21 protein-coding genes and 1 riboswitch are annotated in these 21050 nt (G+C 52.5%); of the genes, 19 read left to right on the forward strand and 2 right to left on the reverse strand.

Features of this window, described 5'->3' with window-relative positions:
- Nucleotides 1–20 precede the first annotated feature (20 nt).
- Genes xerD through RI501_RS06980 form a run of 5 tightly spaced genes read left to right on the forward strand, consistent with a single transcriptional unit; the run spans nucleotide 21 to nucleotide 3396 of the window.
- Nucleotides 21–917: a site-specific tyrosine recombinase XerD gene (gene xerD, locus RI501_RS06960; protein ID WP_313821163.1), complete on the forward strand. Its 897-nt coding sequence runs from the start codon at nucleotides 21–23 to the stop codon at nucleotides 915–917.
- A 57-nt stretch (nucleotides 918–974) separates the two neighbouring features.
- Nucleotides 975–1370: an N-acetyltransferase gene (locus tag RI501_RS06965; protein WP_313821165.1), complete on the forward strand. Its 396-nt coding sequence runs from the start codon at nucleotides 975–977 to the stop codon at nucleotides 1368–1370.
- Nucleotides 1324–2103: a segregation and condensation protein A gene (locus tag RI501_RS06970; protein ID WP_313821167.1), complete on the forward strand. Its 780-nt coding sequence runs from the start codon at nucleotides 1324–1326 to the stop codon at nucleotides 2101–2103. Before RI501_RS06965 ends, RI501_RS06970 begins: the two co-directional genes overlap by 47 nt.
- Complete coding sequence (gene scpB / locus RI501_RS06975) at nucleotides 2081–2695, forward strand: SMC-Scp complex subunit ScpB (protein WP_313821169.1); 615 nt, start codon at nucleotides 2081–2083, stop codon at nucleotides 2693–2695. The genes RI501_RS06970 and scpB overlap by 23 nt, the downstream gene beginning before the upstream one ends.
- On the forward strand, nucleotides 2671–3396 hold the full coding sequence (locus RI501_RS06980; protein WP_313821171.1) for a pseudouridine synthase: 726 nt from the start codon (nucleotides 2671–2673) through the stop codon (nucleotides 3394–3396). Before scpB ends, RI501_RS06980 begins: the two co-directional genes overlap by 25 nt.
- A gap of 67 nt (nucleotides 3397–3463) precedes the next feature.
- Nucleotides 3464–3584: riboswitch (FMN riboswitch) on the forward strand.
- Between the two features lie 110 nt (nucleotides 3585–3694).
- Here RI501_RS06980 and RI501_RS06985 read toward each other — a convergent pair.
- A complete protein-coding gene (locus tag RI501_RS06985; protein ID WP_313820033.1) occupies nucleotides 3695–4969 on the reverse strand; it encodes an ISL3 family transposase in 1275 nt (424 codons plus the stop codon).
- A 213-nt stretch (nucleotides 4970–5182) separates the two neighbouring features.
- Between RI501_RS06985 and RI501_RS06990 the strand changes: the two genes are divergently transcribed.
- The 13 genes from RI501_RS06990 (at nucleotide 5183) to RI501_RS07050 (ending at nucleotide 19333) form a co-directional block, all read left to right on the forward strand.
- Nucleotides 5183–5761, forward strand: a complete 579-nt coding sequence (locus tag RI501_RS06990; RefSeq protein WP_313821173.1) for an ECF transporter S component — start codon at nucleotides 5183–5185, stop codon at nucleotides 5759–5761.
- Nucleotides 5762–5862: 101 nt separating this feature from the next.
- Nucleotides 5863–6927, forward strand: coding sequence for a helix-turn-helix domain-containing protein (locus RI501_RS06995; RefSeq protein ID WP_313821175.1), 1065 nt, complete (start codon nucleotides 5863–5865; stop codon nucleotides 6925–6927).
- A complete protein-coding gene (locus RI501_RS07000) occupies nucleotides 6905–8344 on the forward strand; it encodes a RecQ family ATP-dependent DNA helicase (RefSeq protein WP_313821177.1) in 1440 nt (479 codons plus the stop codon). The genes RI501_RS06995 and RI501_RS07000 overlap by 23 nt, the downstream gene beginning before the upstream one ends.
- 60 nt (nucleotides 8345–8404) lie before the next feature.
- Complete coding sequence (locus RI501_RS07005; protein WP_313821178.1) at nucleotides 8405–9016, forward strand: SAG1386/EF1546 family surface-associated protein; 612 nt, start codon at nucleotides 8405–8407, stop codon at nucleotides 9014–9016.
- A 33-nt stretch (nucleotides 9017–9049) separates the two neighbouring features.
- Entirely contained in the window at nucleotides 9050–9736 is a 687-nt protein-coding gene (gene cmk / locus RI501_RS07010; RefSeq protein WP_313821180.1) for a (d)CMP kinase, read from the forward strand.
- A 73-nt stretch (nucleotides 9737–9809) separates the two neighbouring features.
- On the forward strand, nucleotides 9810–11123 hold the full coding sequence (gene rpsA / locus RI501_RS07015; RefSeq protein WP_313821182.1) for a 30S ribosomal protein S1: 1314 nt from the start codon (nucleotides 9810–9812) through the stop codon (nucleotides 11121–11123).
- 116 nt (nucleotides 11124–11239) lie between these two features.
- On the forward strand, nucleotides 11240–12547 hold the full coding sequence (gene der / locus RI501_RS07020) for a ribosome biogenesis GTPase Der (protein WP_313821184.1): 1308 nt from the start codon (nucleotides 11240–11242) through the stop codon (nucleotides 12545–12547).
- Nucleotides 12548–12786: 239 nt separating this feature from the next.
- On the forward strand, nucleotides 12787–13062 hold the full coding sequence (locus tag RI501_RS07025; RefSeq protein WP_011667553.1) for an HU family DNA-binding protein: 276 nt from the start codon (nucleotides 12787–12789) through the stop codon (nucleotides 13060–13062).
- A 108-nt stretch (nucleotides 13063–13170) separates the two neighbouring features.
- Nucleotides 13171–14436, forward strand: coding sequence for a tetratricopeptide repeat protein (locus RI501_RS07030; protein ID WP_313821186.1), 1266 nt, complete (start codon nucleotides 13171–13173; stop codon nucleotides 14434–14436).
- Nucleotides 14437–14739: 303 nt separating this feature from the next.
- A complete protein-coding gene (locus RI501_RS07035) occupies nucleotides 14740–15948 on the forward strand; it encodes a CCA tRNA nucleotidyltransferase (protein ID WP_313821188.1) in 1209 nt (402 codons plus the stop codon).
- Nucleotides 15949–15968: 20 nt separating this feature from the next.
- Nucleotides 15969–17864 (forward strand): ABC-F family ATP-binding cassette domain-containing protein, encoded by a 1896-nt coding sequence (locus RI501_RS07040; protein ID WP_313821190.1) that lies wholly within the window; start codon nucleotides 15969–15971, stop codon nucleotides 17862–17864.
- A 15-nt stretch (nucleotides 17865–17879) separates the two neighbouring features.
- On the forward strand, nucleotides 17880–18830 hold the full coding sequence (locus RI501_RS07045; RefSeq protein ID WP_313821191.1) for a thymidylate synthase: 951 nt from the start codon (nucleotides 17880–17882) through the stop codon (nucleotides 18828–18830).
- Nucleotides 18831–18841: 11 nt separating this feature from the next.
- Complete coding sequence (locus RI501_RS07050) at nucleotides 18842–19333, forward strand: dihydrofolate reductase (protein WP_313821193.1); 492 nt, start codon at nucleotides 18842–18844, stop codon at nucleotides 19331–19333.
- Nucleotides 19334–19379: 46 nt separating this feature from the next.
- Here the strand turns inward: RI501_RS07050 and trhA are convergent, their stop codons facing one another.
- Complete coding sequence (gene trhA, locus RI501_RS07055; RefSeq protein ID WP_313821195.1) at nucleotides 19380–20021, reverse strand: PAQR family membrane homeostasis protein TrhA; 642 nt, start codon at nucleotides 20019–20021, stop codon at nucleotides 19380–19382.
- A 138-nt stretch (nucleotides 20022–20159) separates the two neighbouring features.
- Here trhA and RI501_RS07060 point away from each other — a divergent pair, with 138 nt between their 5' ends.
- Nucleotides 20160–21011: a DegV family protein gene (locus RI501_RS07060; protein WP_313821196.1), complete on the forward strand. Its 852-nt coding sequence runs from the start codon at nucleotides 20160–20162 to the stop codon at nucleotides 21009–21011.
- Nucleotides 21012–21050: the final 39 nt, after the last annotated feature.

The following is a 21050-nucleotide window of genomic DNA, read 5'->3' on the forward strand; positions in this document are numbered from 1 at the left end:
CCCCTTTGGGAGGCGGGCATATGGCGACCTTTAACGACGCGATTGCGGACTTTACCCACTACTTGACGGTCGAACAAGGGCTGGCGGTCAATTCCGTGACCAGTTACGCCCAAGAACTACGGGCACTGGCCGCGTATCTACAGACACAACGGGTGGCAAGCTTCTTAACGGTCGACCGGTCGCAACTGATGGCCTACCTGGCGGCCCTGACCCAGCAAGGGAAATCCCGCAACTCCGTGATTCACGCGGTATCAGCCCTGCGCAAGTTTTACCGTTATCTGGTGCAGACTCATCAACTGGCGGCCAATCCGATGGCCAACGTGGCGGCCCCCAAGCGCGCCGAACATCTGCCGGCCGTTTTAACGGTTGCGGAGGTCGATCGGCTGCTGGCCACCCCGGATACCGCTAACAAATACGGGCTGCGGGACCGGGCCATGCTGGAAGTTCTGTATGCCACCGGCTTGCGGGTTAGCGAATTAGTTCATTTGAAGCTAGGCGACCTACACCTCGAGATGGGGCTTTTGCAAACCTTGGGGAAGGGCGATAAAGAACGCATCGTCCCGATTGGCGACGTTGCCAGTGACTGGGTTCAGCAGTACTTAAAGACCAGTCGGCCGCTCTTACTCAAACAACGGACCAGTCCGTACCTCTTCCTTAATGCACACGGGGGTGGTCTAACCCGGCAGGCCATTTGGCAGAAGATCAAGCATTACGTGGCCTTAGCCGATATTCATAAGGACGTCACCCCCCACACCCTGCGGCATTCGTTTGCCACGCACATTTTAGAAAACGGCGCGGATTTGCGGGTGGTCCAGGAATTACTGGGGCACGCGGATATTACCACCACCCAGATTTATACCCACATTTCGAAAAAACGCTTGGCGGCGGTTTACGATCAATACCATCCCCGAGCGTAGTTTGTGGTTCGTATCGAAGTGTGGTAAGGTGGGTGGACGTGAAAACGGAGGGAAAGCATGTTACTCAAGTATCGCAGTGACTATCAAAAGATTGCGATGGGGCTGATGAGCCTGCTCCCCAGTTTTAAGGACTGGGATCGCTTGCAACGCGAATTAGCTTGGTATCAGGGAGGCGATGACCGAACCCTGTTTTTATGGAAGGACCAGTACGACGATTTCGCCGGGGTCCTGGGCACCGAGCGCCAAAGTAACTACGTGATTGTGCGACTGGTGGGCTTAATGCCCGATAAGCAGTCCACGGCGAACGTGTGGCAGATGCTCGATCAACTCGCGACGATGGCTCCCCAACAACGCATCATGGGAACCCTCGCCACATCACAGATTATTGCAAAGTGGGAATTTCACCATGGACAAAACCACCTCGACCGGCCAGCCACTGATTCAGGTCAGTGACTTTGAGGGCCCGTTAGACCTGTTATTACATTTAATTAAAACCAACGAAATGGATATTTACGATATCCGCATTACAACCATTACCAGCCAGTATCTGACTTACTTACACCAGATGCAGACGCTACAACTCGACGTTGCCGGTGAGTACTTCGTGATGGCGGCCAACCTGATGGCCATTAAGGCCAAACTGCTGTTACCAAAGCCACAAACGGTTGATCCCGTCGACGAAGACGAACCGGACGATCCCCGCACCGATTTGGTCGCCCAACTGGTTGAATACCAGCGCTATCAGCAGGCGGCTGCCGAGTTAAAGGATCGGGCCTTGTTGCGGCAACAGCACTTCACCCGGCCGGCCATGCCGGTCCCGGCCGATACGCCGTTGACCGTGGCTCCCGGCGTCACGACCCTCGACTTACAGGCCACGCTAGTCCGACTGGCCCACCGAGCCAATGTGGCCCAGCCGGTGACGCAGCACGTGGAATCGGAACACTTTACCATTAAGCAACAGATGCAAACGGTGCTGAGCCGGCTGGCCCGGTTGCGGCACCCCATTACTTTTGAGCGGTTATTTGGCCGCACACCGGTTCTTGACGAGGTGGTCACCACCTTTCTCGCGGTGCTTGAATTGGCCCGACAACGACGGGTAGTTCTCCATCAACCCAGCCGGCTCTTGCCCCTGGAGATTAACGCGATGGAAGGGGGAGAACAATATGACGCCACTGGCACAGATTGAAAGCCTATTGTTTGTGAGCGGAGACGAGGGGATGACCGTGGCGGACCTCGCAACCGTGACCGGGTTATTACGCCCGGCCATTTTAGCGACCCTCGAACGGTTAGCCGAGAAGTACGCCGCCGATGAGGATTCGGCGCTGGAGCTGATGGTGAACGACACCACCTACCGGTTGGTCACCAAGGCCGCGGCTAGTGATGTGATCCAACGGTACTTTGAAAGTCCGTTAAGTACCACGCTATCGCCGGCTTCGTTAGAGGTCCTGGCCATTATCGCTTACCGGCAACCCATCACCCGGATCGAAGTTGACGAGATTCGGGGCGTGCAAAGCGCCTCGACGGTGCAAAAACTGGTGCTCCGGCGTTTGGTTGAACCGGCCGGGCGGCTGGATGAACCGGGCCGGCCCAAGATTTACCGGACCAGCGACTACTTCTTAGACTACTTTGGCTTAAAGCAGCTCAGTGACCTGCCGCCGTTACCGGAGGCGGCCACGCCGAGCGAAACCGATGACGACGGGGACCTATTTTTACAGGCCTTTAATCAGCAATTAAATTCAGGAGATGACACGACATGGAACGACTCCAAAAAGTCTTAGCCCACGCGGGGGTAGCCTCCCGGCGCCAGGCCGAAAGATTGATCACTAGCGGTCACGTTAAGGTTAACAACACTGTGGTGACCGAACTGGGGACCAAGGTTGGGGTGCACGACGCCATTTTGGTCGATAACGTCCCGATTACCACCGAAGCGCCCGTGTATATGCTGTTGTATAAGCCGCGGAGCGTGATCTCGACGGCTCACGACGACAAGCAGCGCAAAACCGTTGTGGATCTGATTGAAAACGTCCCCCAACGGATCTACCCGGTGGGGCGGCTGGACTACGATACGTCGGGGTTACTACTACTGACCAACGACGGGGAACTGGCTAACCGGTTGACTCACCCTCGCTACGAGGTGGAAAAAACCTACGTGGCCCGGGTCACCGGCGTACCCACTAACGATGCCTTACGTCAATTACGGCAAGGGGTCACCGTCGAGGGAGAACAGTATGCCCCGGCTAAAACTAAAATGTTGAGCTATGATCAGAAGAAGAAAACGGCCATCGTGCAGTTGACGATTCACGAAGGTCGTAACCACCAGGTGAAAAAAATGTTGGCTGCGGTGGGCTTTCCCGTGGAAAAGTTAAAGCGTGAGCAATACGGTTTCCTGACACTGAAGGGATTGCAGTCCGGCGATTCCCGCCACCTAAAGCCCGAAGAATTAAAGGAATTAAAACGGCTAACGGGACTGGCAGAATAAGGCAATCAAGTGAAAAGCTTGACAAACTCGGATTGAGTTTGTATATTAAACTTGTAATAAAATAGAGGTTCATCTTCAAGGCAGGGTGGAATTCCCGACCGGCGGTAAAAGTCCGCGACCCACGGCAACGTGGTTGATTCGGTGTAACTCCGAAACCGACAGTAAAGTCTGGTATGCAGAAGATGGGACGTTGCTCTTTACGCATCCTGACGTAATCAACAAGGTCTTGCCCTTCTGCGGCGAGGCCTTTTTTCGGTTCTATGTCAACTGTTGTTGGTAATTCCATTTATAAAATTGTCTAATCCTTTGAGATTAGGCAATTTTTTTTGAGCCCAAATGCCAGATGAATCCTTAATCTAAAGCTTGTGAAACAGCCAAAGCCGTACGCAACTCGCTTTATTACCTTGATTTTGTTATTAATACCCTCCATTGGACCATTTGAGAATTCATATCTCAATGCATTATCAACCGATTCTCGGTTCTCAACCAGTGCGTTCAACGCCTTCGTCATTTCTTCTGAGCCATTGTCTTTTCCGTCTAGAACTGTTTCTAGTCGAGCGATGTCACGGTACCTAACGGCACTCATGACCGTCTGTAACTGGTTATATGCTTCGCGTAATTCTTCGTTGATATCAAGAAGATATTCGACTACGCTATTCTCAGTTTGGCTTCCAGGAATGTTAGTGTAATTAGAGTACTTCTTTAAGTCCAACTTCTCGTTGGGCTTAAAGAACAGTCGCCAGTAACGCTTTAAAGCCTTATATTTCATGTTTGAAGGCGCATAGGATTTCATGATACGAATCCTTACTCGAGTGAATCCCCGCATCACGGAGTTAACGATGTGGAACCGATCGGTTACCACAATCGCATTTGGAAAAATAGATTCAGCTAGTTTGGGATAAGTGTAGTTCATATCTGTCACAATGACTTTGACGCTTTCTCTAGCTTTCTTCGTATAACGTTTAAAGTAATTCTCCAAATCATAGAGTGTCCGCGATTCCAGAATGTCCAAGAATTCACACCGAATACCATCCATAAATACAAAGCTCATGGATCCCTTTGCGTCTTTGGTAGACTTGACCTCATCCATGTTAATTACAGCCGGTAACCAGTCAAAACGCGTTTTGACGTTGCCCTGATAGCTTCTCATGATTCGCAGGACCGTTGTACTTGAGATGCTTAATTCGGTAGCGACATGACGCATCGAAACTGTTTCACTTAATTTTAGAAAACAGGCAAGTTTGCTTGTGTTAGAGATGGTGTGGTTTCGTTGAACTAGTGGTGTTTCCGCAAGAAAGTATTGTAGGCAGTGCTTACACTTGAAGTCCCGCTTTTTAAGATGAAGCTGGACATCCCGTTCGGCAGTTCGAGGCAATTTAACATTGGCCCAGCGCCAGCCATATTTGATAATACTTTTTTGGTTTAAGACACCACATTTGGGGCATGCTTTTGGACGATAGTCCAAAATTGCCTGCACTTTAAGTGGGCCCATCATTTCCAAGGGGTTCATCACTTTTAACTTTTTGATGTTGGGGTCTTTTATCCCCAGGATAATTTTAGTATCATTAGTCATAGGATATAGTCACTTTCTCTTTCTTGAAATGTGGTAGTGGATGGATATAGGTCTGCGACTATATCCCTTTTTTGTACATTTTTTTACATTCTTTGATTATACAAAAATATCCGTTGCCAGTAATCAAATTCATTTGATTACCAACAACAGATATTTTAGAACCCTTTTTTCGTGGCCGCGTCGTTTGAGATGACCGCAAGGAGGAACCGGATTATGGAAAATCGTCAACAGGGACTGGGCGTTCGGGCCATGGTGGAAATGGCGCTCTTTGCTGGGGTGGCTTACGTATTAATGTTTATCTCCATCCCCATTATTCCGATCGTACCGTACATGAAGTTAGACCTGAGTGATCTCGTGGTCTTGCTGGGAATGAGTATTTTCGGGGCAGGCGGGGCCGTGTTGATTGCGGCCGTTAAAGAGTTGTTGTATTTTGTCTCCACGGGCATGGACATCGTGAACTTTATCGGAGTCCTGACCGCCTTTATTGCCGATTTGGCTTTTGTTTTGCCAATCAATGCGCTCCTGAAAGGTAAGCCCCACACACTGTCCCGGCAAATCGTCGCGGTGATCGGGGGCACGGTCAGTCTGACGGTGGTCTTATCCCTGGCTAACTGGTGGATCATCACGCCACTGTACCTCAAGGTTTGGGGGATGTCGCTGGGGTTACCCGTGAACCAACTGATCTTGCTGGGGGTCATTCCGTTTAACCTGGTGAAGGGGATCGTCTTGGGCGTCCTGTTCATCTTGGTGAATCGGCGGCTGGGAGATTGGTTAGCCCGGCACCAAAATTAACGCGTTAATGACGAATTACTGATAAGGGGACCGTCGCTGGGCGGTCCCTTTTTGAGTATGGTAAACTATAACGGACAATGGAGACGAGAGGAGCGTTGGTGGTGAATCCGCAAGACTTATTACACCTGCTGAGTGACCGCCAAGCCCGGCGGTTACGGGTGATTGAAAATTTATTACGGGGGCGTAAAACGGTCTCAACCCTGTATTGGGGACAACGCTACGGCTTACTTTATCTGTTAAGTCTGGATAAGCAGTTGGCACGTGGCGACCTCGATGCCGTGGCTCAGGTCCTGGTGACCCACAAACTGGCGACCTGGACGCCAGCCGAGCAACCGCAGCTGCGGTTAACGCCGCTGGGAGTGGCGCAACGAAACCAAGCAGCAACGGTACAGCCGGTCACACAAGCGGTCTGGCCGCAGGTGGCGTTAAACTTGGCCCGGCAGCGGCTACTGCTGAGCGTCCAGGTGGTCTCGCAGTACGCCCACCAAACGGCACGGTACTACCCCTTAACCACGGATCTTGCCACCCAGCAGGCCGTGCGGCAGTGGTTTCATCAGGCTAAAGCGCCGGACCTCGCCGATCAGGTCTTGACGGCCCTGACCGGCAGCCTAAAACGACTTCCGACCGTTACGGCACTGGTAACTACGGCCGGGTTTAGTGGGTACCAGCATCCGGGACTGACCGACCAACAACTGGCGCAACAGCTACACCAGACCCCCTGGGAGATTTACTTACGCCACGTGGACGGCGTGGTTCAGATTGCGCAAGATGCCCGGCAGGTCGATCATCCGTTGCACGCCTTATTGGCCCCGGCCTGGCAAACGGCGGTGACGCGTAGTGCCCAGGCCACGCTGACGGCGGTAACCACCACGACGTTAACTCTCGATCAGGTCGCCACCCAACGACAAATCAAGCCGAGCACCGTACGTGAGCACCTCTTAGAGGCCGCTATCATGCTACCCGTCACGGCTTTGCCGTACGAACGACTCTTACCGGTTAAAACGCGACAAGCGCTCTTAGCGGTCCTGCCGGCACAACTGGATGATTGGGAGTATACCGCGTTACCCACCGAGCTACAGCAACAGATTGACTTCTTTACGTTTCGACTCTTTGCAATTTTACGGGATAAGGAAGGTGAGCGCCATGGCAGAACCCCTCACGACTAGCTTGCAAGCCGTCTTTGGGTATTCGCAATTTCGTGCCGGACAGGCGGCGGCCCTCACCGCGCTAGAACGGGGTCAAGACACCCTAGCAGTGCTACCAACCGGGGCGGGGAAAACGCTGATTTATCAATTGTATGGGTACCGGCATGCCGGGTGTGTGTTGATTGTGTCGCCGTTACTGGCACTAATGACCGACCAGGTGAACCGCATGCGGTTAGCCGGGTTTCGACGGGTAGCGGCAATCACCTCGTTGACCAGCTTCGGGGAACGGCAAACCATTTTAAACCACCTGGACCGTTATCAATTCCTATTTTTGTCCCCAGAAATGCTGGCCCAACCGGCAATGTTGGCTCGCTTACAGCAATTGACCTTAAGCCTATTGGTGGTTGATGAAGCCCACTGTATCGTGCAATGGGGCCCCGACTTTCGCCCCGATTACCTATTATTGGGGGCGATTCGCGAGAAGCTGGAGCGCCCGTTGATCCTCATGTTGACGGCCACGGCCGATCAAGCGACTCAAGGAGAAATTGCCAAACAGTTGCGCACCACGCCCACCGTCGTGACGGAATCGATCAACCGGCCGAATATTTTCTTAGATGTGGAGCACGTCGCTAACCAGGCCGCTAAGCGCGAGCGCTTGTTAACATTGGTGACCCAGTTAGTCTTTCCCGGGGTGATCTACTTTTCAAGTAAGCAGCTGGCTAGTGAAACGGCCCAGTGGTTGCGCGACCAGACCGGGCTAACGGTGGCGGCTTACCACGCCGGGCTATCCAGCGAAGATCGCTTTAAGATTCAGCAACAATTCATGCAGGGAGATCTGGCCATCATTTGTGCCACCAGCGCCTTTGGCATGGGGATTGACAAAAACGATGTGCGCTACGTGATTCACTATCATCTGCCGGCCGATCTGGGGAGTTATGCGCAGGAGATGGGGCGTGCGGGCCGCGACGGGCAACCCAGTCTGGCGGTTCTCCTTTACGCGCCAGGTGACGAACGGCTCCCCCTCACGTTAAATCAGGCCAATCGCCCGGATGACGCCACGATTCAGCGATTCTACGCGCACCCGCAGGCCTTCAGTCAAGATGATCCGGGCGTTGCCCTATTGACCTTTTACCAGCAACACGGAATCTCGGCTTCCGCCGTGCAAGCGCTGTTTGAGCGGCGGGAGCGAGAACGCGCCCGGGCACTCGATCAGATGTTGGCTTACGTACACGAGCAACGGTGTTTACGGACCAGCTGGCTAGCGGCTTTTAATGAATCCGCGCCGACCCACGATCAGCAGTGTTGTGCCCCGGCGTCGGTGCCGTTGGATTTGGCCGCGTTGGGCCTCCAGCGAAAACCCCAAGCGCAGAGCCCTTCGGCGGCAGCACAGCCGGATTGGCTCACCCAGCTACGTCAGCTATTTTTATCCAATAATTAAGGAATTCGGGTAGGGAGTATGGTATGATTACGGGTGAAAGTTTTTCAGGGAGGTTAGATGATGAGTCAGAAACGTGACGAGCAAACGCCCAAGGAGCAAACGTCGCGGCCGTGGGAACAGTCGTTTGCTGATGATCGGGACGATCAGGGAAACCTGTCGCGAACGAAAATGCGGCGACAAAATCATAGTAACACCATGGTGACCGTTATTTTGGTGGCCATTATCATCGTGATTGCGGCGGCTTCATTGGTATATGGGTTAGCTCGGCAAAGTTCGGTTAACCGGCCCCAAAATACGGAAAAGGTGGCCGCCGGAAGTTCAAGTTCTTCGTCGAAGAAGGCCGCTAGTTCCAGCAGTCATCATAAAAAAGCGGCAACGGCGTCTAAACACCGTGCCAAAACAGAATCGACGACTGCTAGTTCGACGGAAACGGCGACTAGCAGTTCTTCGGCTACCTCGGCAACGACGGCGACCAGTGCGACGTCTGCTAGCAGCACGAGTAGCAGCTCAACCACTAGTACTGCGGGTAAGAAGTACACCACGGTCCAAGCGGGGCAAGGGGTGTATCGGGTTGCCACGAATGCGGGCATCTCGGAACAAAAATTATTAGAATTAAACGGCCTATCGTCCGGTGCCACGGTTCATCCGGGACAACGGTTACGAGTTCGGTAAGATTAAATACTTAGATTAGGAGTTAATGTGGTTATGGCTAAGCAAGGGTTACAGGTGGCAATCGACGGACCGGCTTCTGCCGGGAAGAGTACGGTGGCAAAAATTGTGGCACAACGTTTTCATTATATTTATTGCGATACCGGGGCAATGTACCGGGCGATTACGTGGAAGGCGTTGCAGGCTGGCGCGGATTTAGACGACGAGGCCACGATTAAGCAACTACTCGATCAAATCACGATCCGGTTTGAACCCGGGACGCCGACCCAAAAGGTGTTTGTGGATGATACGGAAGTGACGCTGGCTATTCGGCAACCGGACGTGACCAACTCGGTCTCCCAAGTTTCTGCATTACCCGCCATTCGGGCGGAATTAACGGCACGGCAACGACAAATTGCCGATGCTGGCGGCATCGTGATGGACGGTCGAGATATCGGTTCGACCGTTTTACCGCACGCCGAGGTCAAGATCTTTATGGTAGCGAGTGTGGAAGAACGGGCCCAACGACGGTTAAAGGATAATGCCGCTAAGGGCATTGAAACGCCATTGGCCACGCTTAAGCACGAGATCGAGGAACGGGACCGCAAGGATTCAACCCGGAAGGTTTCCCCGTTAACCCAAGCGGCGGATGCGATTCGCTTAGATACCACTGCCTTATCGATTGAACAGGTGGCGGATCGGATCGCCGAAATTATTAAAGAAAAAGAAATGCGACAGAAATAGGCATTTTACTAGCTTTTATCGCTATAATCAGATAAAATGGTGTTTAGAGTTGTCGCAAGGAGGAAATATTCGCATGAGTGAAAATGGCACGAGTCAAAACAATGATAACAATGATTTGCTGAACGCGTTGAATAACGTGGATAACGTGAAGGTCGGCGATGTTGTTAAGGGTGAAATCTTAGCAATCGACGACGATCAACAAGCAATTGTTGGGATCGGTGAAACTGGAATCGAAGGGGTCGTTCCGAAGAAGGAATTGTCCACGAAGCCAGTTGATGATATTAAATCAGTAATTAAAGTCGGGGACGTTTTAGACCTCGTCGTAATCTCACGTATCGGTAACGATAAAGAAGGCGGGAGCTACTTGCTGTCGCAACGTCGTTTGGAAGCCCGTAAGGTTTGGGACGACATTCAAAAGGAATTCGAAGCTGGTCACACGTTGACGGCCCCAGTAACCCAAGTGGTTAAGGGTGGTTTAGTGGTTGACGCCGGTGTGCGGGGTTTCGTCCCAGCATCTATGGTTTCGGATCACTTCGTTGAAGACCTGTCACAATTTAAGGGTCAAACCCTTGAATTTAAGATCGTGGAAATCGAACCTAGCGAAAACCGCTTGATCTTGTCCCACCGGGCCATTGTTGAAAAGCAACGGGCTGCTCAACGGGAAGAAATCATGGCGAAGTTACAAGCTGGTGACACGGTTGAAGGCAAGGTTGCACGTTTGACGAACTTCGGGGCCTTTGTTGACCTTGGTGGCGTGGACGGTTTGGTTCACGTTTCCGAAATTGCTTACGAACGGGTTGAAAAGCCTAGTGACGTTCTGAAGGTGGGCCAAGAAGTTAAGGTTAAGGTCTTGTCCGTCGATCCAGAACGTGACCGGATTTCACTGTCCATCAAGCAAACCTTACCAGAACCTTGGGACGGGATCGAAGACAAGGCGCCACAAGGTAGCGTCTTAGACGGAACCGTTAAGCGTTTGACGAGCTTTGGGGCCTTCGTTGAAGTGTTCCCTGGCGTTGAAGGCTTGGTTCACATTTCCCAAATTTCACACCAACACATTGCGACGCCAGCTGACGTCTTGAAGGTTGGTCAAGAAATCAAGGTTAAGGTCTTAGATGTTCGGCCAAACGATCACCGTTTAGCTTTGTCCATCAAGGCCTTGGAAGAAAAGCCACAATCTGGTGACGAAGGTCACGACAATGGCGGTAACGCTAGTCGTCCTCGGAACAACCGGAACAACGGTGGTTCTCGTCCACGGCGGAACAACTGGAACTCTGCTGAAACTTCGACGGCTAACGCCCCAGAAGAAAGCACCGGCTTCTCTTTAGGTGACCTGATTGGGGACAGCCTGAAAAAGGATATCGAAAACCAGGAAAACGACAAGGACTAATTTAGATTAGCTTGTTGTTCAAAAGGGGTCTAGAGCGAAACTTGAATGGGTTGCGTTCTGGCCCTTTTTCTGTCATTAAATGTAAGCAAGGTAAACAAATAAAGGAGGGATTTACGATGGCTTATCCCGTAGTGGCCATTGTTGGCCGCCCCAACGTAGGGAAGTCGACGTTGTTTAATCGAATTGCCGGTGAACGGATTTCCATCGTCGAAGACACCCCCGGGGTAACGCGTGACCGGATCTATGCACCAGCCGAATGGTTGGGAACGGAATTTCGGATGATTGATACCGGGGGGATCGACATGGGTGATGAACCGTTTCTCACCCAGATTACCCAACAAGCTGAAATTGCGATCGATGAGGCGGACGTGATTGTGTTCGTGGCGAGTGCCCCGGAAGGGATCACGGATGCCGACGAGAAGGTTGCTAAGATTCTTTACCGGTCGAAGAAGCCCGTCATTTTGGCCGTTAACAAGGCGGATAATCCGGAAGTGCGTGAAACCATCTACGATTTCTACGCTCTCGGGTTTGGTGATCCGTACCCGGTCTCCGGGGTCCATGGTTTGGGGCTAGGAGATCTGCTGGATGCGGTGATCAAGGAGTTCCCCACCGAAGACGGGGCGCCAGCCGACGACTCGATTCGCTTTAGTCTGATTGGCCGACCCAACGTGGGTAAATCCTCGTTAGTGAACGCCATGTTGGGCGAGGAACGGGTGATTGTCTCGAACATTGCGGGAACGACCCGCGATGCCGTGGATACTAAGTTTACGGCGGACGATACTCGGTTCACCATGGTCGATACGGCCGGGATCCGGAAACGCGGCAAGGTTTATGAAAACACCGAACGGTATAGTGTCATGCGGGCCATGCGCGCCATTGACGATTCCGACGTGGTGTTAGTGGTTTTAAACGCCGAAGAAGGAATTCGCGAACAGGATAAGCGGGTGGCCGGCTACGCCCATGAAGCGGGTCGGGGCATCATTATCCTGGTCAATAAGTGGGACACCTTGAAGAAGGACAATCACACGTTGACGGATTTTGAAAATCTGATTCGGGCGGAATTCCAGTACCTAAGTTACGCGCCGATTCTGTTCGTTTCAGCCAAGACCGGGCAACGCTTGGCGCAGTTACCGGCGTTGATTAAACGAGTGTCCGCCAACCACAATCAACGGGTCCAGTCGGCCACGTTGAACGACGTGATCATGGATGCGATTGCGTTGAATCCGACGCCATCTGACAACGGGAAACGGTTGCGGGTCTACTACGCCACACAGGTGGCCGTGGCACCCCCGACTTTTGTGGTCTTCGTCAACGACCCGAAGATGATGCACTTCTCCTATGAGCGTTTCTTGGAAAATCAGATTCGTGAACACTTCGATTTCGAAGGGACACCGTTGCATCTGATCGAACGGGCCCGGAAGTAACGGCGAACCCCGTGATAACAACCTTTTGCCCAAAAATCGGGTAAAATGATAAAAATCACAAAAAGTTCAAGGATAATTGCTAAAAAATGGCGTTATCCCTTGTCATATAAGGCTTCCTGTGCTATCTTTGATAAAGAAATGATGCGGTTTCCCCGTATTTGTTTCATCATTTTTGGACCACTCAAAAATGATCACTAGATGGCCTACATCTAATCTTCTGTTCAGGAGGTGAATTCAAAATGGCAAACAAAGCACAATTGGTTAGCGATGTTGCAACGGCAACTGGCTTAACTAAAAAGGACGCAACGGCTGCAGTTGATGCAGTCTTCGATTCTGTCCAAGCAACGTTGGCTAAAGGCGAAAAGGTTCAATTGATCGGCTTTGGTAACTTTGAAGTACGTGAACGTGCAGCTCGTAAGGGCCGTAACCCACAAACTGGACAAGAAATCCAAATTCCTGCAAGCAAAGTACCTGCATTCAAGCCAGGTAAAGCTTTAAAGGATGCTGTTAAATAATTATAATTAACTATTTAATGGATAAAGGGCCAGTCCGGTCGACGGACTGGTTTTTTATTACCATTAAGCTTCAACCCATGAGCAACCTTGAGGAGGCTGAAAATACAGATGAGTTACGCACAAACCGCGTTGGATCAACTGGAAAAAGGACAACTGGATGACTTTAAGAAGCAATACGCCCTGGCATTACGCCACGACGATGACGATACCTTGTTCAGCCTGGCCGAAGAACTGTACTCCTTAGGTTTTTTGAATCAGTCCCGGCGCATTTACGAGAAGCTCTTAACAAAGTACCCGGACGAAGACGAATTACGCACGAATCTGGCCGACATCGCTATCGATGAAGATAAAAACGATGAGGCCTTAGACTACCTGAACCAGGTGCGGCCGGATTCACCGGCTTACGTGCAGGCGTTGATGGTGGCAGCTGATCTGTACCAGACCCAGGAACTCTTCGAGGTCAGCGAACAGAAGCTGCTAACGGCTCGTAAGTTGGCGCCTAATGAACCGGTGATTACCTTTGCGTTGGCCGAGCTATACTTCACCATGCGGGAATTTCGCAAGGCCATTCCGCTATATCTGGAACTCATCACGGCGGGAACCACTACGTTGTCGCGGGTGAACCTGGTAGAGCGGCTAGGAGTGGCCTACGCTAATGCCGGCCGGTTTGAGCAGGCCATCGGCTATCTAAAGCAGATTCATCCGGGCGATATGACCGCTGACGTGAAGTTCGAAACGGCCTTCACCTACCTGCAGTTACAGGAACGACCGGCGGCCATTCACCTATTCGACGAACTGAAGGACAGCGATCCACACTATACATCGCTGTATCCGTATCTGGGGCAGGCGCTCGAGGCCGAAAATCGCCTACCAGAGGCCCTAACGACGCTGCAGGAGGGTTTGGGCGTCGACCAGTACAACGAAAAGCTGTGGCTGCAGGCGGCGCACGTGGCCACTAAATTGGATGACGAGGAGTTGGCCGAGCGGTACCTGAAAAAGGGGCACGACCTGGATGCCGACGATCTCAGTGCAGTTATCCAATTGAGTAACCTCTACGTTAAACAAGAGCGTTGGGACGAGAACCTAGCGCTGGTCCAGCCGTACCTGAAGGACGAGGGGGCCGATCCGCAGTTGTTTTGGAACCTGGCCGTTACGGCTCAGCACCAGGAAAATTACGCGCAAGCTCGTCAAGCCTACGACGCGACGGCACCGTTCTTCATGGATCAGCCGGACTTTTTGAAGCCCGCAATTTACTTCTACCGGGAAGAAGGGGCCAACGAACAGGCCCGTAAGCTGCTCCAAGCCTACGTCCAGTTAGTCCCGGACGATGCCGAAATGGCCGCTTTATGGGATCGGTATCAAGACGAAAATTAACGAATCACGCAGGAATCGACGCCTTGAGCTGGCGGCGGTTCTTTTTTGTTAGAAATTTGCAAGTGAAGTTATAAAATAAAAATTACTTTAACTTATAACTTTCTAACCAAGCAACCGCCCAACCCGCGGTTGCCAACCTAGAAACTAAACCGACCAAACCCAGTTCCTTTTTAAACAATTAAACCGTAACTAAAACTTACTACGTAACCGGATCAACCGGCGCTTAGCATTCAATTCGCTGCAGGAATCTGTTAAACTGACAGAGGAAGACTTATCGAGAATTTGGCAGAAGGGGAAGACGGTATGCAACTAAAACAGTTACCACGGGACTTCGAACTGGCCCGGCCGGTTTTACAAACCATTGAACGGGCGGGGTACGAGGCGTACTTCGTGGGTGGTAGCGTTCGGGACACGATTTTAGGTAAATCGATCCACGACGTTGACATTGCCACGAGTGCCTATCCCGACGAAATTAAACACTTATTTAAGCGCACGGTGGATACCGGCATTGAACACGGGACCGTCATGATTTTGGACCACGGGACGGGGTACGAAACCACCACGTTTCGTTCCGAATCAACCTACACGGATTTTCGGCGCCCCGACCAGGTGACCTTCGTACGATCGCTGGCAGAAGACTTAAAGCGCCGCGATTTTACCATTAATGCCCTGGCGATGCGAGAAAACGGGGAAGTGATCGATCTTTTCGATGGCTTGAGCGACTTGCGGAATCGTCGTATCCGGGCCGTAGGGGATCCCCAGGAGCGGTTCCACGAAGACGCTTTGCGGATGATGCGAGCGGTTCGGTTCGCTAGTCAGCTGGACTTTGAGATTGTCCCCGCTACGGAAAAGGCCATGGCCGACCATGCGGCTCTGTTGGCTAAGATTGCGGTAGAACGGATTCAGGTGGAATTATTAAAGCTGCTAATGGGTCAAACACCGCAACGGGGGTTGACCAGCTTACTCACCACTCAGCTCTGGCGGTATTGTCCGGACTTCGAGCACCAAGAGACCGCCCTAACGCAGCTCACCCAGCGGCTGACCCACGGTGTGAGCTGTGAGGTTACGGCTTGGGCCGTTTTAGGCTTAAGCTTTGGGTTGGATCACGACCAGACGACCACCTTCTTGAAACACTGGAAGACCTCCAATCAGGTGGCCACGGACGTTCAAGCCGTCATGACTGCGGCCCGAATTCTCCAGACCCGGACTCTGGACGCCTGGGAGCTCTACCGTTGTGGGGCCAGTCGGGTTAAATTGGCCAACGAGGCGGCCGTGATTTTAGGCGCTGCGGACCGGGCCGATAGTTTGGTACAGGACGTTGCCGCGTTACCTATTCAGCAAAAACGTGAGGTGGCCTTGACCGGTAAAGACCTCATGCAGGCGGGCATTCAACCGGGCCCGCAATTGGGACAACTGTTGGCCGCCCTTGAACGCCAGGTCGTCACGGGGCAAGTGGTGAACCACAAGGATGCGTTATTGACGCAGGCCTTAGCTTTAGCGAATTCGAAATGAGAGAGTAGTGACGAAAACTTATGCAAACTTTACGAGCGGAAAATTTACACCGGACTTACGGTGAAAAAACACTATTTGATAATTTAAACTTCATCATCAACGAGCACGACCGCATCGGGTTAATCGGGGTCAATGGTAGTGGGAAGACCTCCCTATTAAACACCCTAGCCGGGGTGAATAACGACCAGACCGGAACCATTAGTACGCCCAAGGATTACACCATTGGGTACTTAACCCAAAAGCCCGACCTAGATGAAAATTTGACGGTCATGGACGCCGTTTTTTCCGGGGATCAGACCGTTTTCGTGACCATTCGCCAATACGAAGCGGCGCTGGCCGCTTACGGGCAACATCCTGAAGATGCTAAAGCCCAAAAGCGCTACCTGGATGCCGAAGCCAAGATGAACGAAGAAGATGCGTGGACCGCCGAAAGCGACGTGAAAACGATCCTAACGCAGTTGAAGATTACGGATCTCTCGCAATCCATCAAGACGCTTTCTGGGGGACAAGTTAAGCGGGTTGGGTTGGCCCAAGTGCTGATCCAATCACCGGATCTCCTCCTGTTAGACGAACCCACCAACCACTTGGATTTCGATTCCATTGCCTGGTTACAACAATACTTAACGTCTTACAAGGGAGCGCTACTGGTCGTTACCCACGACCGGTACTTCTTAGACCAGGTGGCCAACCAAATCTGGGAACTGGACTTCGGAAAATTGTATCAGTACCCGGGAAACTACCAGGCCTACGTGCAGGAAAAGGCAGAACGGGTTACCCAGGAAGCCGATGCGGAACAGAAGTCTAAGCGCCTTTATCAACAAGAGCTAGCTTGGATGAAGGCCGGTGCTAAGGCGCGGTCAACCAAGCAAAATGCGCGGATCAACCGGTTCCACGAACTGGCTAGTCAACAGGGCACCCGCCAAGTCCAACAAAACGTTTCCATCTCGCTAGGACAGCAGCGTTTAGGTAAGAAGGTCATTGAACTCAAAGACGCTAATTTAAAACTCGGCGATCACCTGATTCTAAAGGACTTCAGTGACCTGATTCAGGGTGGCGAGCGCATCGGGATCAGTGGGGAAAATGGGGCCGGCAAGTCCAGTCTCCTCAACGTGATTGCCGGAAAGTTGCCCCTGGATTCCGGCATCATCGACGTGGGGGAAACCGTGAAAATGGCTTACTATACCCAGCAGATCGAACCGATCCCCGAAGATAAACGGATGATTAACTACCTCTCAGAGGTTGGGCAAAACGTCACCGACAAGCAGGGCAATTCCGTCAGTGTGACCGAGTTATTGGAACAGTTCCTATTCCCCCGGTTCATGCACGGCACATTAATTCGCAAGCTCTCCGGGGGCGAAAAGCGCCGATTGTATCTACTGAAGTTGTTGATGGAACAGCCGAACGTCCTCTTACTGGACGAACCGACTAACGATCTGGATATCAGCACCCTGACGGTTTTAGAAGACTACATCGCGCAGTTTGCCGGGACCGTTATCACGGTCTCCCATGACCGCTACTTCCTGGATAAGGTGGCCGACCGTCTGTTAATCTTTGACGGTAACGGACAGATTGAACGGTACTCCGGTCAATTCAGCGATTACCTAACCGCTCAGCAGCAGGCCCATAAGCCCGCCGCGCCGAAGCCGAAAGCCGCGCCGAAACCAGCCGCGACCGCTAAAGCGACCACTAAGAAGAAGGTCAAGCTGACCTACGCCGAACAAAAGGAGTGGGAAGGCATTGAGGGTGTCATCGACGGTCTGGAAGCCAAGAAGGCTGCCGTTCAAAAGGACATGAACGAAAATGGCGCCAATTACGATAAGTTGGCGGATTTACAACAACAATTGGATGATTTAGATCAGCAATTAGATCAAAAGGTCGCTCGTTGGGAATACCTCAGCGAATACGCCACGGATTAGGGGGAACTCACGGTAATGTTAGAAGATGCTTACCTAGACTTAGAACGCACGGTCCTGGAACAGGGCCACGCCAAAACCGACCGTACGGGTACCGGGACCGTCAGTCTCTTCGGGTACCAGATGCGGTTTAACCTGCAAGAAGGGTTTCCGTTACTGACCACCAAGAAGGTCCCATTTGGGCTGATTAAGTCGGAACTCTTATGGTTCTTACGCGGAGACACCAATATTCGGTTCCTGTTACAGCACCATAACCACATTTGGGACGAATGGGCCTTTCAACGGTACGTGGATAGCCCCGACTATCACGGCCCCGACATGCACGACTTTGGCCGCCGTGCCTTAGTCGATCCCGCCTTCAACCAGCAGTATCAGGCCGAAAAAAAGGCTTTCTGCGACCGTATCTTGACCGACCAAGCCTTCGGGGATCATTACGGGGACCTGGGGTTGGTATATGGGAGTCAGTGGCGTGCTTGGCAGGGGCACAACGGTGAGACCATCGACCAGTTAGCCAACGTGATTCAGACCTTACGAACGCATCCCGATTCCCGGCGGATGATCGTGTCGGCCTGGAATCCCGCCGACGTGCCGTCCATGGCGTTACCGCCGTGTCACACGCTCTACCAGTTCTACGTCAACGACGGTAAACTGAGTTGTCAACTGTACCAACGCAGTGGCGATATCTTCTTAGGTGTACCGTTTAATATCGCTAGTTATGCCTTACTGACGTCGTTAATTGCCAAAGAGGTGGGGCTAGAAGTCGGGGATTTCGTGCACACCTTAGGGGATGCCCACATCTATCAGAACCACCTCGACCAGGTCAAAACGCAATTGGCGCGGACCCCGAAGGCCGCACCGCAACTCTGGCTTAATCCGGACAAATCCAGTATTTTTGACTACGACATGGCTGATATCAAGGTGACCGGTTATGATCCGGCACCCGCGATTAAGGCCCCCGTCGCCGTTTAGGAGGAATTGGCATGTTGATCTATCTTTGGGCCGAAAGTCGTGGTGGCGTGATTGGGTACCGGGGCCAACTTCCCTGGCACCTGCCGGCCGATATGCACTACTTTAAAACCACCACCACGGGACATACCGTGATTGCGGGCGCCAAAACCTTCGCGTCGTTTGGCCGTCCGCTACCGCACCGGACGAACGTGGTCGTCAGTCACCGACCGGCCGGGGAGTTTCCGGCGGGCGTCACGGTGCTGAATTCGTTAGACGCCGTGCGGCAATACGCCGCCGCCCGCCCACACGAGTTGCTGTACGTGGTTGGCGGCGCTCAGCTATTTACCGGGTTAATGGCCGACGTGGACCGATTATACCGGACCACCATCGCGGCCGACTTTCCTGGCGATACTCGGATGCCGGCCATCGACTACGCTCAATTTACCAAGATTGGGGAACAGGTGGGGGTCCGCGACGCCGATAATCCCTACGATTACGTTTTTGAACAGTTTGAACGTCGCTAAACTAAAAGGCCGCCCACGTAAGCACGTGAGCGACCTTTTATGTCGTCTAGGCGTATAACAGAATGGAGAAGTACATCAGGCCGGTTCCCAGCATGACGAAAAGGTGCCAGATGACGTGGCCGAAGGGGACCCCCTTGAAGCTGTATAGGATGGCCCCGGCCGTGAAGGCGACGCCCCCGGCGAATAATAGGCCAAAGCCCACGGGCCCCAAGCCCGCATACAGGGGTTTGATCCCGAGGAGACACATCCAGCCCATCACCACGTAGATGATGGTGGACAGAATCTGGTGCTGCCCCAACCAGATGGCCTTATAGATGATGCCCAAGACGGCCATGCCCCAGATCACCCCGAACATGGTCCAGCCTAGCCAGCCCCCGATCACCAGTAAGCTATAAGGCGTATAGGTGCCGGCAATCAGCAGGTAGATGGCGCAGTGGTCAAAGATTTGAAAAACGTGCGACGCTTTGGTGAAGACCAAACTGTGAAAGAGCGTCGAGGCCAAGTAGAACAGCACCATAATGGCGCCGTAAACGGCAAAGGTGGTCATCCGTAAGCTACCGCCCTTGGCGTGGGCCTGGAGCAATAGGATTACCAATCCGGCAATGCTTAGGCCGGCCCCAATGCCGTGGGTCACGGCGTTGAGGACTTCATTAACGATGTTATAGGTGCGACTACGCGGTGGTTTCAATGAACATCCTCCTTAAATTAAGCGATTTACGGGACGACAGCTGAAAAAAGCAGATAATTCTGCTATACTGTTACCGTATGTTTCATTACGCATATTGTAGCATAAACCAAATTTTTGGTCAGAAAGAGTGGGATCTCCATGGCTAACATTAAAATCGTCACGGATTCATCGGCCGGGTTAACCGACCAACAGATCCAAGATTACCACATCACCATCGTACCGCTGACGGTGATGATCGACGACACGATCTACGTGGAACGTGAGTCGATTACGAATAAAGAATTTATCGATAAAATGAAAACTTCGAAGACGTTGCCGAAGACCAGCCAACCACCGTTGGGCTCGTTCGTCGAGACCTTCGATAAGCTCGGTGCGGACGGGAGCAGTGTGATCTGCTTTACCATGCTAGAAGCCATCAGTGGCACGATTCACGCGGCCGAACAGGCGGCGAACTTATCGAAGACCGACGTCACCGTGGTCGATAGTCAGTTCACCGACCAGGCCTTGGCTTTTCAAGTGATCGAAGCGGCGAAGTTAGCGGCCGAAGGGGCCGACAAGGCGACCATCTTGCAACGGGCCGATGCCGTGCGGAATAACACGCACCTGTTCATGGGTATCGTCACGTTGGAAAACATTCTCAAGGGGGGCCGTTTGGGTCGCGCCGCAGGAATGCTGACGGCGCTGCTGAACATCAAGGTGGTCCTGGAAGTCACTGGGGGCCAACTGAAGATCCGCGCGAAGGGTCGGGGCATGAAGACCATCGACCGGTACTTTAGCAAGGTCTACGATCAGATGAAACAAACACCGGACATCATGTCGGTGGGAATTTCCCAAGTGGAAGCCTACGATAGCGTGGCCAGTGTGCAGCAACACATCCACGAATTTTTACCGAACAAAGACATCTTAGTGCGTGAAACGGTGCCCATCATCGCTACGCACGGGGGCCCTGGGGCGTTTGCCTTGATGTACTACACGGACCCCACTAAATAAGACGATACACGCATCACGAGAAAAGGGGTGGCCTTAGTC

Source organism: Levilactobacillus zymae, from assembly GCF_032190635.1.
Classification (GTDB): domain Bacteria; phylum Bacillota; class Bacilli; order Lactobacillales; family Lactobacillaceae; genus Levilactobacillus; species Levilactobacillus zymae_A.

Excerpts from the sequence above, each read along its gene's own strand:
- xerD (WP_313821163.1), top strand. The coding sequence starts at position 21 with ATGGCGACCTTTAACGACGCGATTGCGGACTTTACCCACTACTTGACG.
- RI501_RS06965 (WP_313821165.1), top strand. The coding sequence starts at position 975 with ATGTTACTCAAGTATCGCAGTGACTATCAAAAGATTGCGATGGGGCTG.
- RI501_RS06970 (WP_313821167.1), top strand. The coding sequence starts at position 1,324 with ATGGACAAAACCACCTCGACCGGCCAGCCACTGATTCAGGTCAGTGAC.
- scpB (WP_313821169.1), top strand. The coding sequence starts at position 2,081 with ATGACGCCACTGGCACAGATTGAAAGCCTATTGTTTGTGAGCGGAGAC.
- RI501_RS06980 (WP_313821171.1), top strand. The coding sequence starts at position 2,671 with ATGGAACGACTCCAAAAAGTCTTAGCCCACGCGGGGGTAGCCTCCCGG.
- RI501_RS06985 (WP_313820033.1), bottom strand. The coding sequence starts at position 4,969 with ATGACTAATGATACTAAAATTATCCTGGGGATAAAAGACCCCAACATC.
- RI501_RS06990 (WP_313821173.1), top strand. The coding sequence starts at position 5,183 with ATGGAAAATCGTCAACAGGGACTGGGCGTTCGGGCCATGGTGGAAATG.
- RI501_RS07000 (WP_313821177.1), top strand. The coding sequence starts at position 6,905 with ATGGCAGAACCCCTCACGACTAGCTTGCAAGCCGTCTTTGGGTATTCG.
- RI501_RS07005 (WP_313821178.1), top strand. The coding sequence starts at position 8,405 with ATGAGTCAGAAACGTGACGAGCAAACGCCCAAGGAGCAAACGTCGCGG.
- cmk (WP_313821180.1), top strand. The coding sequence starts at position 9,050 with ATGGCTAAGCAAGGGTTACAGGTGGCAATCGACGGACCGGCTTCTGCC.
- rpsA (WP_313821182.1), top strand. The coding sequence starts at position 9,810 with ATGAGTGAAAATGGCACGAGTCAAAACAATGATAACAATGATTTGCTG.
- der (WP_313821184.1), top strand. The coding sequence starts at position 11,240 with ATGGCTTATCCCGTAGTGGCCATTGTTGGCCGCCCCAACGTAGGGAAG.
- RI501_RS07025 (WP_011667553.1), top strand. The coding sequence starts at position 12,787 with ATGGCAAACAAAGCACAATTGGTTAGCGATGTTGCAACGGCAACTGGC.
- RI501_RS07030 (WP_313821186.1), top strand. The coding sequence starts at position 13,171 with ATGAGTTACGCACAAACCGCGTTGGATCAACTGGAAAAAGGACAACTG.
- RI501_RS07035 (WP_313821188.1), top strand. The coding sequence starts at position 14,740 with ATGCAACTAAAACAGTTACCACGGGACTTCGAACTGGCCCGGCCGGTT.
- RI501_RS07040 (WP_313821190.1), top strand. The coding sequence starts at position 15,969 with ATGCAAACTTTACGAGCGGAAAATTTACACCGGACTTACGGTGAAAAA.
- RI501_RS07045 (WP_313821191.1), top strand. The coding sequence starts at position 17,880 with ATGTTAGAAGATGCTTACCTAGACTTAGAACGCACGGTCCTGGAACAG.
- RI501_RS07050 (WP_313821193.1), top strand. The coding sequence starts at position 18,842 with ATGTTGATCTATCTTTGGGCCGAAAGTCGTGGTGGCGTGATTGGGTAC.
- RI501_RS07060 (WP_313821196.1), top strand. The coding sequence starts at position 20,160 with ATGGCTAACATTAAAATCGTCACGGATTCATCGGCCGGGTTAACCGAC.